Below are 13,448 nucleotides of genomic sequence, written 5' to 3'. Positions count from 1 at the left end.
GGCACCAATGCAGGACACAACGGTTGACCTCCTTGACGCCGCAGTCTCCGCCCTCGGCGGCTCGCGGCGCCCCGGCCAGGTGCGCATGGCGACGGCCGTGACCACTGCGTTGGAGAAAGAGCGCCACCTCGCCGTGCAGGCAGGAACAGGCACAGGTAAGTCCTTGGCCTACCTTGTGCCTGCCTTCCGCCACGCACAGGAAACCGGTCACACCGTCATCGTCTCCACCGCCACGCTGGCGCTCCAACGCCAACTGGTGGAGCGGGACCTTCCACGTCTGGCCGAGGCCCTCGAGCCGCACCTAGAAAAGAAGCCGACCTTCGCCATCATGAAGGGCCGCTCCAACTACGTCTGCCTCAACAAAGTCTCCCGCGCCGCTGAGCTTGAGGACGAGGACGCCTTGCTCGACGAAGACGCTGTTTCCCACCTCGGCCGCCACGTCCAGCGCGTCTACGAGTGGGCGGACGACACCGAGACTGGTGACCGCGAGGACTTGGAACCGGGCGTGCCAGACTTAGCGTGGCGGCAGGTATCGGTCACCTCGAACGAGTGCCTCGGTGCCACGCGCTGCCCGCACGGCGAAGACTGCTTCGCGGAGCTCGCACGGCGCCGCGCGGCCGACGTCGATATCGTCGTCACCAACCACGCCCTGCTCGCCATCGACGCGGTGGCGGATATCAATATCCTGCCCGAACACGACGTCGTTATCATCGACGAGGCCCACGAGCTGGACGGCCGCATCACCTCGGTTTCTACCGCCGAAATCACCGGGCGCGCGCTGAAGATGGCGGCCAACCGCGCCAAGTCCCTCGGCGCCAACGGCAAGGACCAACGCCTCACTGAGCAGGCCAACGAACTGAGCCAACTGCTCGCAGGGTTCGCACCGGGCCGCTGGACCGACTTGCCAGAGGAAGCCAAGCAGCAGCTCATGGGCCTCGCGGATACCCTGGCCGATTGCCGCGAAACCATCGCCCGCACCCCCGAGGGTGAACAGGCCCAAGACCCGGAAAAATCTGCGGAGCGCCAAAACCTGGCCAACCACCTCGCTAGCCTCGTCGAAGCCATCGCCCGCATCCTCGATGTCTTCGCCACCGGTGACCCCGCCGCGCATGCCGACGTGGTGTGGCTGGAGCGCGATGAGCGCACGTTGAACGACACCCTTGCCGTGGCCCCTCTGTCCATCGCAGGCATGCTGCACGAAAAGCTCTTCGGCGAGCAGACCGTGGTGCTCACCTCCGCCACGCTGGCCCTAGGCGGGCGCTTCGACGCCATGGCCGCGCAGTGGGGCCTGCCGAAAGGCACGTGGGACAGCCTCGATGTGGGCTATCCCTTTGACCCCGCGCGCAGCGGCATCTTGTATACCGCGGCGCACCTGCCGCAGCCGGGCCGCGATGGGCTGAGCCCCCAGACCCTCCAAGAGATCCGCGAGCTCATCATGGCCGCCGGCGGGCGCACGCTCGGACTCTTCTCCTCGCGGCGGGCCGCGCAACAGGCAGCCGAAGAACTCAAGCCCACCATCCCCTTCGACATCTACCTCCAGGGCGAGGACTCCATCGGTGCGCTCGTGGACAAGTTCACGAAGAACGAAAACTCCTGTCTCTTCGGCACGCTCACACTCTGGCAGGGCGTCGACGTGCCGGGGCCCTCCTGTTCCCTGGTCCTCATCGATCGCATCCCCTTCCCCCGCCCGGATAACCCACTCATGCAAGCGCGGACCGAGGCCGCAAAGGCGGCAGGGCGCAACGGGTTCATGGAGGTTTCTGCGACTCACGCGGCGCTACTCATGGCCCAAGGCGCGGGCCGCCTGCTGCGCTCCACTGCGGACCGCGGAGTCGTCGCCGTGCTCGATAACCGTCTAGAGACCAAGCGTTACGGCTCCTACCTGCGAGCCTCCATGCCGCAGATGTGGCCGACGAGCGACCCAGAGGTCGTGCGCGGGGCACTCAAGCGCCTAGTCGAAGCCCGCTAGGGGCGAGGCAGCGCGCAGACCGTGGCTGAGTCCGGGGCGACCTCGGTGAAACCTGCGTCATGCACCACCACCGCATCGGGGCGCGTGCACGCCGCGGCAAAATCCGCTGGGGCAATCTCGCGCACGGACAGCGCGAAATCCTGCGCCGCCCAACCTTCTACTTCCTCAACGCTCATCGCCGCGGCCAGCAACATCGAGCCGTGCCCCACCTGCGCGGCGGCCTTTCCGGCGCTCATGGTGAGGGAGGCGTCGATGTAGATCACGGGGGCGTCGGCAAGCGCGGGGCCCGGGGCATCCTGGGGGAGATCGGTATGGCCGATCTGCAGCTTGGCGACGAGCGGATGCACGTCCTGCACCGCCGAAGGAACGAACACTCGCGCGCGGTCAGCAACCGTGACCCCAGGCAGAGCCTGGACATCGCGCCAGGCCTTGTTGCGGGCGCGGCGCGCCACCTTGCGGATGCGGTGCCCGTACCACTGCCCCAAGGCCTCGGCGAAGGCCCCATCCTGCCCGGCCCGATCGTCGAGGCACAGCTTGACGACGCCCCTCGCCGCCGCTTCCAGCACCTCCGTGCGCGCCGGCGGGTCCTGCTTGGGCAGGTTGAGCGCTATCTGCATCGCCTGGATGGTCTCGGGCTTGTCGGGATCCTCGGGATCATCGCGCCAGTTGCGCTCACTGCACGCATCCACGAGGCGCCGATGGGCCTCGCGGAGGTTATTCACTAGCGACTTCCTCCATGGGGATGCCGAGAATCTGCAGGATTTCGTCCATGTAGGGGTGGTTAACGGAGGTATCTGCCACCTCGCGCAGGGCGGGCTTGGCGTTGAAGGCAATGCCCAGGCCGGCAGCGGAAATCATGTCGATATCGTTGGCACCATCGCCGACCGCAACGGTCTGCCGCATGCTCAGGCCCGAATCCGCAGCGAACTCACGCAAGAACATCTCCTTGGCCTTGCGGTCCACCACGTCCCCGATGACCCGGCCGGTGAGCTTACCGTCCTCGATCTCCAGGGTGTTGGCACGCACGTAGTCGAGGTCGAGCTCTTTAGCTAGATCCTCGAGGACCTGAATGAAGCCGCCAGACACCACCGCAACCCGGTAACCCATGCGCTTGAGCGTGCGGATGGTGGTGCGCACGCCTGGGGTCAGACGAATATCGTTGGCGGTTTCCTTAATGACCGATTCCGGCAACCCGGCCAGGGTGGCGACGCGCTCGCGAAGAGACTCTTCGAAGTCCAGCTCACCGCGCATTGCGCGCTCCGTGACGGCGGCAACCTCTGCCTCCTTGCCAGCGTGAGCGGCCAGCATCTCGATGACCTCGCCGGTAATGAGAGTGGAGTCGCAGTCAAAGCAAATGAGGCGCTTCGAGCGGCGTTGCAGGCCGGAGCGTTCGATGGCGATGTCCACGCCCTGCTCCGTGGCCAAGCGGGCCAACATGGCGCGAACAGGGTCAGAAGAGCCATCGATCGTGATGTAGAGCTCCAGGCCGTTGAGCGGATAGGTGGACAGGCCGCGGATGCGGTCGATGTTGACATCGAGATTGGCCAGCTCTTTGGCGATGGCCGACATGTGGCTTGCGTTGACTTGACGGCCCAGCACCACGACGACGTGTGTCGAGCGCGGGCGGGAGGTGGCTTCCTCCTCCCGGGGCTCCACGGTGATGGACTGCGCATAGATGCTCAACGTGTTGCGCAGCCCCTGCTCCATGGCCTCCAGACGCGAGGCGCTGACACGGATGTACGCGGAGAGGGAGATGCGGCCGGAGAAGATGGCCTGTTCGGCGTCGACAAGCTCGACGTTATGGGAGCTAAGAACGCGGAAGAAGGCGGCAGACACGCCTGGTTTGTCGGGACCTGAGGCGGTGACAACGGCGAAAACTTGTTCACTTTGATTATCCACGGGCCTCATTATCGCACACCGCGATCCTGGAATCTCCACCAACGGCAAACGCCGCCACCCCATCGCTGTGATGGGGTGGCGGCGTTTTCAGGAGTACTCAGCTAGTGAGTGCTTAGTGCCCGACGTGTGCTTCCTCGCGCATGCGCTTAACCATGTGCGGGTAGTGCAGCTCGAAGGCCGGGCGCTCAGAACGGATGCGCGGCAGGGACACGAAGTTGTGGCGCGGCGGCGGGCAGGAGGTAGCCCACTCGAGGGAGTTGCCGTAGCCCCACGGATCGTCCACAGTGACGATCTCGCCGTAGCGCCAGGACTTGAAGACGTTCCATACCAGCGGAATAACCGAGGCGCCGAGAACGAAGGAGAAGATGGTGGAAATCTGGTTGAAGACCGTGAAGCCATCAGACTCCAGGTAGTCGGCGTAACGACGCGGCATACCCATGTTGCCCACCCAGTGCTGAACCAGGAAGGTGCCGTGGAAGCCGATGAAGGTCAGCCAGAAGTGGATCTTGCCCAGACGCTCATCCAACATGCGGCCGGTCATCTTCGGGAACCAGAAGTACAGACCACCGAAGGCGGAGAAGACCACGGTACCGAACAGGGTGTAGTGGAAGTGAGCGATAAGGAAGTAGGACTCTGCGAGGTGGAAGTCCAACGCCGGGGAGGCCAGCATAATACCGGTCATACCACCGAAGAGGAAGGTGGTCAGGAAGCCCATGGCGAAGATCATCGGGGTATCCCAGGTGATGTGGCCCTTCCACATGGTGCCGACCCAGTTGAAGAACTTCACGCCGGTCGGAACCGCAATCAGGAAGGTCATAAAGGAGAAGAACGGCAGCAGGATGGCGCCAGTCACGAACATGTGGTGTGCCCACACAGCCATGGACAGAGCACCAATGGCCAGCAGGGCGAAGACGAGGCCGATGTAGCCGAAGACCGGCTTACGGGAGAAGACCGGGACAATCTCAGAGATAATGCCGAAGAACGGCAGTGCGAGGACGTAGACCTCTGGGTGGCCGAAGAACCAGAAGAGGTGCTGCCACAGGATGGCGCCGCCGTTGGCAGAGTCATAGATGTGGCCGCCCAGCTTGCGGTCATACAGAACACCCAGAGCCGCAGCAGTCAGCAGCGGGAAGATCATCAGCACGATGATGGAAGCGGTAAAGATAGCCCAGGTGAAAACCGGCAGACGGAACATGGTCATGCCCGGCGCACGCAGGGTGAGAATCGTGGTGATCATGTTGATGGCGGAAGCAATGGTACCGACACCGGTAGCACCCACACCAACGATCCACATGTCCGCGCCGATGCCCGGGGTGTGGACGGAATCAGCCAGCGGCATGTACATGGTCCAGCCGAAGTCAGCAGCGCCGCCCGGGGTCAAGAAGCCCGCGAGCATAACAATGCCGCCGGTCAGGGTAATCCAGAAGCCGAAGGCGTTCAGACGCGGGAAGGCCACATCCGGTGCGCCAATCTGCAGGGGCATAACGTAGTTACCGAATGCCCACACCACTGGTGTAGCAAACAGCAGCAGCATGACAGTGCCGTGCATGGTGAACAGCTGGTTGAACTGCTCGTTGGACAGGAACTGCAGTCCTGGGGTGAAAAGCTCAGCGCGAAGCAGCAGAGCCATGAATCCACCGAGGAAGAAGAAGCTGAAGGACATGATCATGTACATGATGCCCAGCTGCTTGTGGTCGGTGGTGGTTAGCATCATCCAAGCCTTGGAACCGGTCTTTGCGTTACCAGTCGGCTCTGGACGTGTAGGCGCGACGTAATCGTCGAGCCGTGGCGCCACAGCGGTCATAAAATCCTCCTGAAGAACAAGTGCTTAACCACATCGGCATCACGCGTTTTCTCGCGCCACACGCTCAGTGGTCAAACACCTAGGTTTACTCGCATTATATTAGGCCACCTCAGGGCCGAATTTCCAGCGCTCTGTTATTTTCCGCCAACCTTGCTAACCCCGTTTGGAGCAGATAACGCCATGTACGTGGCCAACTGCCCACACTACGCCCTAGCATACGGTGATCTAGAACACAGCAACGCGGGGGTGTCGTCCCCCAAAACCCGAAAACGCACCCCCTGAAAGAATCAACCTTTCGGATGATCCCTGCCAGAAGGTGCGGTACGGCGACAGGTAAATGCGAGGAACTAGCTAGAAGTCCCAGTCATCATCGGTCGTTTCCTCCGCCTTACCAATGACATAGGAGGAGCCGGAGCCGGAGAAGAAGTCGTGGTTCTCGTCCGCGTTCGGGGACAGCGAGGACAGGATGGCCGGAGACACGCGGGTCTCATCAGCCGGGAACAGCCCCTCGAAGCCGAGGTTATTCAGTGCCTTGTTGGCGTTGTAGCGCAGGAAGCGCTTCACATCCTCGGTCCAGCCCAGCTCGTCATACAGATCCTCTGTGTAGTCGATCTCGTTCTCATAGAGGTCGTAGAGCAGGTCGAAGGCGTAGCCCTTCATCTCTTCCTGCTCCGGCCCCGACAGCTTCTTGTACCCCTGCTGGAACTTGTAGCCGATGTAATAGCCGTGGACGGCCTCATCACGGATGATCAGGCGAATGATATCAGCGGTGTTCGTCAGCTTCGCGCGCGAAGAGAAGTGCATTGGCAGGAAGAAACCAGAGTAGAAGAGGAAGGACTCCAACAGCGTGGAGGCGACCTTCTTCTTCAGCGGATTGTCACCCTGGTAGTAGGACATAACAATCTTGGCCTTGCGCTGCAGGTTCTCATTTTCCTCAGACCAGCGGAAAGCATCGTTGATCATCGGGGTCGACGCCAGTGTCATGAAGATATTGGAGTAGGACTTCGCGTGCACCGACTCCATGAAGGCGATGTTGGTGTAGACGGCCTCTTCGTGGGGCGTGACGGCGTCGGGAAGCAGCGATACCGCACCCACGGTGCCCTGGATAGTGTCAAGCAACGTCAGGCCAGCGAAGACGCGCATGGTGGTCTCCTGCTCCTTCTCCGTGAGCGTCTTCCAGCTCTGGATGTCGTTGGACACCGGGACCTTCTCTGGGAGCCAGAAGTTGCCGGTTAGACGATCCCACACCTCAAGATCCTTCTCATCTGGAATGGTGTTCCAGTTGATTGCCTTCACCGGAGCCTCGTGGCTGGCGATGTAATCGTCGTACTCGTGAGACACGCACGTCACCTCGTCTTACTAGTTTTTATATGTCTGGTGCCATCGTACCCGGTAAAACTAGGGGCCAAAATTCCTGCATGTTTTATACTTAAGCCATACTCCCACGACCCCGATTTCGATGGAATGACTGAACCCTCCGCTCCCCTACTCAGCACTGTTTTGGACGCGCTGGGCACTGACATCGTCAGTGGCGCCCTCCCCGCCGGTGAACGTTTTACGCTCAACGACCTCTGCGAGCGCTTCGGTATTTCCCGAACCGTGGCGCGCGAAGCCATGCGCGCACTGGAGCAACTAGGAATGGTCTCTTCCGCGCGCCGCGTCGGCATTACAGTGCTCCCCATCAGCGAATGGGCGGTCTACGATCCCGCTATCATTTCGTGGCGCCTGGGCTCAGAGAAAGCGCGCGATAGCCAGCGCACCTCCCTTAATGATCTGCGCCTCGCCATCGAGCCTGTCGCCGCGGGCTTAGCCGCACAGCATGCCTCCCCTGAAGATAAGGAAGAGATTCTGGAGCTGGCCCAGCGTCTCCAGGTCACACCCACGCGGCGCGTCGGCGAGCACCTCGCCACAGATCTACGATTCCACGCCATGGTCCTCCACGCCTCAGGCAATGAGATGTTCTCAGCGCTGAGCCCCTATCTGCTGTCCATGGTGCGCGGGCGTTCACTCTATGGTTCCCGCAAGCGAAACCCGACGGCCGGTACCGCCCAGCTCCACCTCGATTTGGCGGAAGCCATCGTCCGAGGCGACTCACCTGGGGCAGAAAAAATCGCACGCGCCATCTTGCTTGAGGCGCGTGCGAATAAGGATTAGAGCATGCAGGAAACGCAGCCCTCAACCTCGGTTCCCTCCAGAGCCATCTGGCGCAGGCGGATGTAGTAGAGGGTCTTAATACCCTTGCGCCACGCGTAAATCTGGGCGCGGTTGATATCGCGGGTAGTGGCGGTGTCCTTGAAGAACAGCGTCAGCGACAGACCTTGATCAACGTACTTCGTGGCCTCGGCGTAGGTGTCGATGATCTTCTCGTAGCCGATCTCGTAGGAGTCCTTGAAGTACTCCAGGTTGTCGTTGTCCATGTGCGGCGCCGGATAGTAGACGCGGCCGATCTTGCCTTCCTTACGAATCTCAATCTTGGACGCGATCGGGTGGATCGAGGAGGTCGAGTTATTGATATAGGAAATCGAGCCCGTCGGCGGCACCGCCTGCAGGTTGCGGTTGTAAATGCCATGCTTGGCGACGTCCGCCTTCAGCTCCGCCCACTCCTCTACCGACGGGGTGTGGATCGACGACTTAGCGAAGAGCTCCTTGACCTTCTCCGTGCGGGGAGCAAAGTCGGCCGGGTCGTAGCGGTCGAAGAATTCGCCGCTCGCGTATTCAGACTCCGGGAACTCCGTGAAGTACTCGCCTCGTTCACGCGCCAGCTTGTTAGATGCGCGCAGCGCAGCGTACATGATCGCCGCAAAGTAGGAATTGGTGAAATCGAGGCCCTCTTCCGATCCGTACTCGATGTGCTCGCGACCGAGGTAGCCGTGAAGGTTCATCTGCCCCAGGCCAATGGCGTGGGAATCATCGTTGCCCTTGCGCACGGAGGGCACGGAGTTGATGGAAGTCTTGTCTGCCACAGCGGTCAATCCGCGGATGGCCGTTTCCACCGTGAGGGCGAAGTCCGGAGAATCCATGGTCGCGGCGATGTTGAGGGATCCAAGGTTGCAGGAAATGTCGCTGCCCAAGGTCTTGTAGGTGAGGTCCTCGTTGAGCTCCGACGGGGAGTTCACCTGCAGAATCTCCGAGCAGAGGTTCGACATGTTGATGCGCCCAGTCTTGACCGGGTTGGCACGGTTCACGGTGTCCTCGAACATGATGTACGGGTATCCGGACTCGAACTGTAGCTCCGCGACGGTCTGGAAGAAGTGGCGAGCGTTGATCTTCTTCTTGCGAATACGCGGATCCTCGACCATCTCTTCGTAGTGCTCAGTGACGGAAATATCGCCGAAGGCCTTACCGTAGACGCGCTCAACATCGTACGGGCTGAACAGGTACATGTCGTCGTTGTTCTTTGCCAACTCGAATGTAATATCCGGGATCACGATGCCGAGCGAGAGAGTCTTGATACGGATCTTCTCATCCGCGTTCTCACGCTTGGTGTCGAGGAAGTTCATGATGTCTGGGTGATGCGCGTTGAGGTAGACCGCACCAGCTCCCTGGCGAGCGCCCAGCTGGTTGGCGTAGGAAAAGGAATCCTCGAGCAGCTTCATTACGGGGATGACGCCGGAAGACTGGTTCTCGATGTGCTTGATGGGTGCACCAGACTCGCGGATATTGGACAGCAGCAGAGCGACGCCGCCACCGCGCTTGGACAACTGCAGAGCAGAGTTAATGGAGCGGCCGATCGACTCCATATTGTCCTCGATGCGCAACAGGAAACAAGACACCAGCTCGCCGCGCTGTGCCTTGCCGGCGTTGAGGAACGTCGGGGTGGCCGGCTGGAAGCGACCGGTCATGATCTCATCGACAAGGCGCTCTGCCAGCTTCGTGTCTCCGTCAGCCAGGAACAAGGCAGTCATAGATACACGGTCCTCGAAGCGCTCGAGGTAGCGGCGACCGTCGAAGGTCTTCAACGTGTAGGAGGTGTAGTACTTGTAGGCACCCAGGAAGGTCTTAAAGCGGAACTTAAAGGCGTAGGCGCGCTTAAACAGGGACTTGATGAACTCAAAGTCATACTGCTCGATCAGTCCCGGCTCGTAGTACTTGTTTTCTACCAGGTAGCGCATCTTTTCTTCCAAGTCATGGAAGTAGACTGTGTTCTGGTTGACGTGCTGGAGGAAGAACTGGTTCGCGGCCTCGCGGTCCTTGTCGAACTGAATCTTGCCGTTTTCGTCATACAGGTTCAGCAGGGCGTTGAGCGCATGGTAGTCCAGCTGCTCTTCCGGCTTCACAGGTTCAGCGACGGTCTTACCCAGTTGCGTGGTCACGACTTTCACGGGCCTTTCTTTGCTATGGCGAAATGGAGAGATGGGTTGGTAGGAATTAAGGCCTTAGGCGGCTAAACCTAAAGCGGCCGCGTTGGCCAAGAGGCCTTCACGGCAAATTGTGACATCTTCCTCGGTTCCGAGAAGTTCGAAGCGGTACACATAAGGAACCTTACACTTGGCGGCGATGACGTCGCCGGCCTTGCCAAAGTCACTGCCGAAGTTGCTGTTACCTCCGGCCACGACGGCACGAATGAAACTGCGGTTGTGTTCGTCATTCAGGAAACGAATGACTTGCTTGGGGACAGGCCGCGTGTTCCGCCCGCTCATCGATGCCCCTCCCCCATACGTCGGACAAATCAAGACGTAGGGTTCATTCACAGTGATGGGCTCATCGCTGAGACGCAGCGGGATGCGGACGCTGGGAAGGCCGAGCTTCTCGACGAAGCGGTGGGTGTTTTCCGTAGCGGAAGAGAAATACACGACCAACATGGTTTGCCCTAGGCGCTTGCCGCCATCGCAGAGAGTGCCTTGATGCGGTCAGGACGGAAGCCGGACCAGTGCTCACCGTGCGCCTCAACGACCGGTGCTTGGACGTAACCCAGAGCCATCACGTAGTCGCGGGCATCATCATCCAGGGAGATATCCACCGTCTCGTATTTGAGGCCAGCACGGTCGAGGGCCTTCTTGGTGGCGTTGCACTGGACACAAGCTGGCTTGGTGTAGAGGGTGATGCTCATGTGACGTTCCTTTAGCTTCCTTCGGCACTACACGCGGAGTGACTGTTGAATTCGATACGAGCAGAGCGTTTAGCGGCTCTGCATGCGAGCTCTGAGCGGTGATGTAGGGCCGCCGCCCGAGCAACATCAACGACACTATACTTTGTGCCCGCACCCCGCAACTAACACAATATGTAGTAGTTACATGGCTGGTATTCCCAGGATGTAACTCGGCCCGACCCCACATGTTGACACCCCGCCACAACCCCCGCCGTCACGGCGGTAACTACACGGGTGATATTCCCTGCACGTTTACCAAACGTTCACTCAGTTTGTGACAAAGTCCACAAAAGGGAGCAGGCCACTCTGCGACGCCTCCCCCGACCCCAGCCGACGAAGGGAGGCATAAAAAAATCCGCCGCCCCCACAACGCGGGGACGGCGGACCAAGGACACTTGTTTCTTAGCCCTGGCGAGCCTTGAAGCGCGGATCCTTCTTGTTGATCACGAAGACCTTACCGTGGCGGCGAATAACCTGGGCGCCCGGCTTCTTCTTCAGCGACCGAAGCGACTTGCGAACCTTCATCGGGCGCTCCTTTCGTTATGCGCAATCTTGATGCGATTGATTAGTTCAAAGCACAGCTGGGCAGACACCCAGCAATGACACGAGGAAAAATATTACCCCACGAGTGCCTCATTACCAAAACACTCACGTCACCGAGAACTAGCCACGCCAATTTTTCCCCGAGCCAACCTGGCAGACCCTCGGACCACCGCTGCGCGTGATGGCTACCATGGTCGCTATGACACAAGCATCCAGGGAGCTTCAACAAGAGATCATCGCTGCGCTAGGGACGAAACCTTTCATTGATCCGGCAGAGGAGATTGAACGCCGTGTCGACTTCCTCGCCACGTATCTGCGCAACACCGGCGCTCAGGGCTTTGTTCTCGGTATTTCCGGTGGCCAGGATTCTACCCTTGCCGGCCGCTTGGCCCAGCTGGCCGTCGAGCGTGTCGATGGCGCACACTTTTGGGCCGTACGTCTTCCCCACGGCACGCAAGCGGACGAGGACGATGCGCAAGTAGCGCTCGATTTCATCCAGCCCGATTACCGGCTCACCATCAACATCGCCGACGCCACAGCGGCTCTCGCCGGCGCCGTGGCTTCCGCACTCGACACGGAGCACTTGAACGATTTCAACCGTGGGAATCTCAAGGCGCGCCTGCGCATGTCCGCCCAATATGCGGTGGCTGGTGAGGTCGGCGCACTCGTTATCGGAAGCGACCATGCCGCCGAAAACGTCACAGCTTTCTTTACCAAGTGGGGCGATGGCGCTGCCGACATCCTGCCTCTCGCCGGGCTCAACAAGCGCCAGGGCGCTCAACTCCTGAAACATCTCGGCGCACCGGATTCCACGTGGAAGAAGGTACCAACCGCTGACTTGGAGGATGACCGCCCATTGCTCTCTGATGAAGAAGCGCTCGGCGTCACCTACACCCACATCGATGACTACCTCGAGGGCAAGAACGTGCCTGACGACGCCCGCGAGCGCATCGAAACCCTCTGGCGCCGCGGCGCCCATAAGCGCGCCATGCCGCCAGGACCCACTAGTGCCTAACGCCTCACAAGGAAGACTATCCGCCCAACGCTTCGAGCGTGGCACGTGCGGCCCGCTCGAGCGGTACATAATACGCGGGACCATGCGTCATCGAATGAACCGCCAGCGGGTGTAGTTGATGCACCGGCACCCACTGGTGATACTCCTCCCCCACCCCATAACCACGCAGTATCTCGCCATAGTACGGCGTGCCAAATAGCTCCAGCATGGCCAAATCCGTCCACGGGTGTCCGCCGTGTGCGGCTGGGTCGATCATCACGGCCGACGAGGCAGTAAACAATACGTTTCCTGCCCACAGGTCGCCATGAATTCGCGCCGGTTTCACGTCCCACTCAACGGCTTTTATAGCCTCGCATGCTTGTCGAACTATCCCCTGTAGCTCTTGAGGCAGTCCTCCTATAAAAGGCGACACCCGCTGCTCGGCGTAGAACTCGCCCCAGGATTCGCATGGTTCGCAGCGTTGTTCCACGCGTCCAATGAAATTCGCGCCCTCCCAGCCCGCCGGCGGCGCGCCGAAAGCGGGCGCTCCTGCTTCATGGACCGTACGGAGCGCAGCACCAAAAGCGCGGGCAGCGAGGGCACTCGGTCGCGACTGCTCAACCCGCCGAGTGCTAATAGATGTGGGGGTTACTTCGGCGACGTCCACGACGACGTCGCCATGCGCCTGCGCCAGCCATCTCAACCCAGCAGCCTCGGCACCAGCTTGATCAGGACGGGACACGGTCTTGGTGAAAACATCCATGTTCCCAGCATAGGAAAAGGCCGGCTCCATAACAGAGACGGCCACTGGTGGAGCTAACGGGATTCCATCGGTTTCTAAATATTACCCCTTGCCTAGCTGGCATTATGCCTATTTAACCTGCATTTATTTTAGGTAATTTCTAACATCATTATATGACACAAAACGGCGCTAGAGTTCCCCGAAGGTTCCCCAATATGCAGAACGAAAACGAAAAGAAAAAGGCCCGAAGTATAAGCCCCATCGTTCGTGGGGGCGAATTGAGCAACGCGGAAAAAATAGGTGGCGTGCCAGTTTCAAACACCAAGGCATTTTGCACAGAGCACCGATCACCTTAAAAGAAAAGAAGGACGCCGAAAGTTGGTTGAACCGCAATAAGGCAGACATCGA

Annotated in this window: 12 protein-coding genes; 3 read left to right on the top strand and 9 right to left on the bottom strand. The window is 60.2% G+C overall.

Features of this window, described 5'->3' with window-relative positions; translation table 11 throughout:
* The first annotated feature begins 7 nt into the window (after positions 1-7).
* Positions 8-1,969: an ATP-dependent DNA helicase gene (locus HMPREF3056_RS10120; protein ID WP_070754690.1), complete on the top strand. Its 1,962-nt coding sequence runs from the start codon at positions 8-10 to the stop codon at positions 1,967-1,969.
* On the opposite strand, the gene HMPREF3056_RS10115 is transcribed toward HMPREF3056_RS10120, so the two are convergent.
* The 4 genes from HMPREF3056_RS10115 to nrdF all read right to left on the bottom strand — a co-directional run bounded on the left by HMPREF3056_RS10115 (position 1,966) and on the right by nrdF (position 7,013).
* Positions 1,966-2,691 (bottom strand): peptidyl-tRNA hydrolase, encoded by a 726-nt coding sequence (locus tag HMPREF3056_RS10115; protein ID WP_070754689.1) that lies wholly within the window; start codon positions 2,689-2,691, stop codon positions 1,966-1,968. The genes HMPREF3056_RS10120 and HMPREF3056_RS10115 overlap by 4 nt on opposite strands.
* Complete coding sequence (serB, locus tag HMPREF3056_RS10110) at positions 2,684-3,877, bottom strand: phosphoserine phosphatase SerB (RefSeq protein WP_070680976.1); 1,194 nt, start codon at positions 3,875-3,877, stop codon at positions 2,684-2,686. The genes HMPREF3056_RS10115 and serB overlap by 8 nt, the downstream gene beginning before the upstream one ends.
* A 103-nt stretch (positions 3,878-3,980) precedes the next feature.
* Positions 3,981-5,672, bottom strand: coding sequence for an aa3-type cytochrome oxidase subunit I (gene ctaD / locus HMPREF3056_RS10105; protein ID WP_070509772.1), 1,692 nt, complete (start codon positions 5,670-5,672; stop codon positions 3,981-3,983).
* A 351-nt stretch (positions 5,673-6,023) separates the two neighbouring features.
* Positions 6,024-7,013: a class 1b ribonucleoside-diphosphate reductase subunit beta gene (nrdF, locus tag HMPREF3056_RS10100; RefSeq protein WP_046647383.1), complete on the bottom strand. Its 990-nt coding sequence runs from the start codon at positions 7,011-7,013 to the stop codon at positions 6,024-6,026.
* A gap of 123 nt (positions 7,014-7,136) precedes the next feature.
* Here nrdF and HMPREF3056_RS10095 point away from each other — a divergent pair, with 123 nt between their 5' ends.
* Positions 7,137-7,826: a FadR/GntR family transcriptional regulator gene (locus tag HMPREF3056_RS10095; protein WP_070754688.1), complete on the top strand. Its 690-nt coding sequence runs from the start codon at positions 7,137-7,139 to the stop codon at positions 7,824-7,826.
* Here the strand turns inward: HMPREF3056_RS10095 and nrdE are convergent.
* The 4 genes from nrdE to ykgO form a co-directional block, all read right to left on the bottom strand.
* Complete coding sequence (gene nrdE / locus HMPREF3056_RS10090; protein ID WP_070754704.1) at positions 7,823-9,985, bottom strand: class 1b ribonucleoside-diphosphate reductase subunit alpha; 2,163 nt, start codon at positions 9,983-9,985, stop codon at positions 7,823-7,825. The genes HMPREF3056_RS10095 and nrdE overlap by 4 nt on opposite strands.
* A 63-nt stretch (positions 9,986-10,048) precedes the next feature.
* On the bottom strand, positions 10,049-10,474 hold the full coding sequence (nrdI, locus tag HMPREF3056_RS10085) for a class Ib ribonucleoside-diphosphate reductase assembly flavoprotein NrdI (RefSeq protein ID WP_070754687.1): 426 nt from the start codon (positions 10,472-10,474) through the stop codon (positions 10,049-10,051).
* Positions 10,475-10,482: 8 nt separating this feature from the next.
* The gene (gene nrdH, locus HMPREF3056_RS10080; RefSeq protein ID WP_046647387.1) at positions 10,483-10,722 is read right to left on the bottom strand and encodes a glutaredoxin-like protein NrdH; all 240 of its coding nucleotides are present in this window, start codon (positions 10,720-10,722) and stop codon (positions 10,483-10,485) included.
* 441 nt (positions 10,723-11,163) lie between these two features.
* Positions 11,164-11,286 (bottom strand): type B 50S ribosomal protein L36, encoded by a 123-nt coding sequence (gene ykgO, locus HMPREF3056_RS10075; protein WP_003847162.1) that lies wholly within the window; start codon positions 11,284-11,286, stop codon positions 11,164-11,166.
* A gap of 217 nt (positions 11,287-11,503) precedes the next feature.
* Between ykgO and nadE the strand changes: the two genes are divergently transcribed.
* Entirely contained in the window at positions 11,504-12,319 is an 816-nt protein-coding gene (gene nadE, locus HMPREF3056_RS10070; protein WP_371326146.1) for an ammonia-dependent NAD(+) synthetase, read from the top strand.
* A 16-nt stretch (positions 12,320-12,335) separates the two neighbouring features.
* Here the strand turns inward: nadE and HMPREF3056_RS10065 are convergent, their stop codons facing one another.
* Positions 12,336-13,061 carry a fructosamine kinase family protein gene (locus tag HMPREF3056_RS10065; protein WP_175973587.1) on the bottom strand — a complete coding sequence of 242 codons (726 nt, stop codon included), beginning with the start codon at positions 13,059-13,061 and terminating at the stop codon, positions 12,336-12,338.
* Positions 13,062-13,448: the final 387 nt, after the last annotated feature.

This window comes from Corynebacterium sp. HMSC056F09, from assembly GCF_001815785.1.
Lineage (GTDB): Bacteria > Actinomycetota > Actinomycetes > Mycobacteriales > Mycobacteriaceae > Corynebacterium > Corynebacterium hiratae.
Note: the sequence above shows the minus strand (reverse complement) of the source record. Positions and strands in the feature narration are given on the sequence as shown.

Coding starts and splice junctions, on each gene's coding strand:
- HMPREF3056_RS10120 (WP_070754690.1), top strand. CDS start 8: ATGCAGGACACAACGGTTGACCTCCTTGACGCCGCAGTCTCCGCCCTC.
- serB (WP_070680976.1), bottom strand. CDS start 3,877: ATGAGGCCCGTGGATAATCAAAGTGAACAAGTTTTCGCCGTTGTCACC.
- ctaD (WP_070509772.1), bottom strand. CDS start 5,672: ATGACCGCTGTGGCGCCACGGCTCGACGATTACGTCGCGCCTACACGT.
- HMPREF3056_RS10095 (WP_070754688.1), top strand. CDS start 7,137: ATGACTGAACCCTCCGCTCCCCTACTCAGCACTGTTTTGGACGCGCTG.
- nrdI (WP_070754687.1), bottom strand. CDS start 10,474: ATGTTGGTCGTGTATTTCTCTTCCGCTACGGAAAACACCCACCGCTTC.
- nrdH (WP_046647387.1), bottom strand. CDS start 10,722: ATGAGCATCACCCTCTACACCAAGCCAGCTTGTGTCCAGTGCAACGCC.
- ykgO (WP_003847162.1), bottom strand. CDS start 11,286: ATGAAGGTTCGCAAGTCGCTTCGGTCGCTGAAGAAGAAGCCGGGCGCC.
- nadE (WP_371326146.1), top strand. CDS start 11,504: ATGACACAAGCATCCAGGGAGCTTCAACAAGAGATCATCGCTGCGCTA.
- HMPREF3056_RS10065 (WP_175973587.1), bottom strand. CDS start 13,061: ATGGATGTTTTCACCAAGACCGTGTCCCGTCCTGATCAAGCTGGTGCC.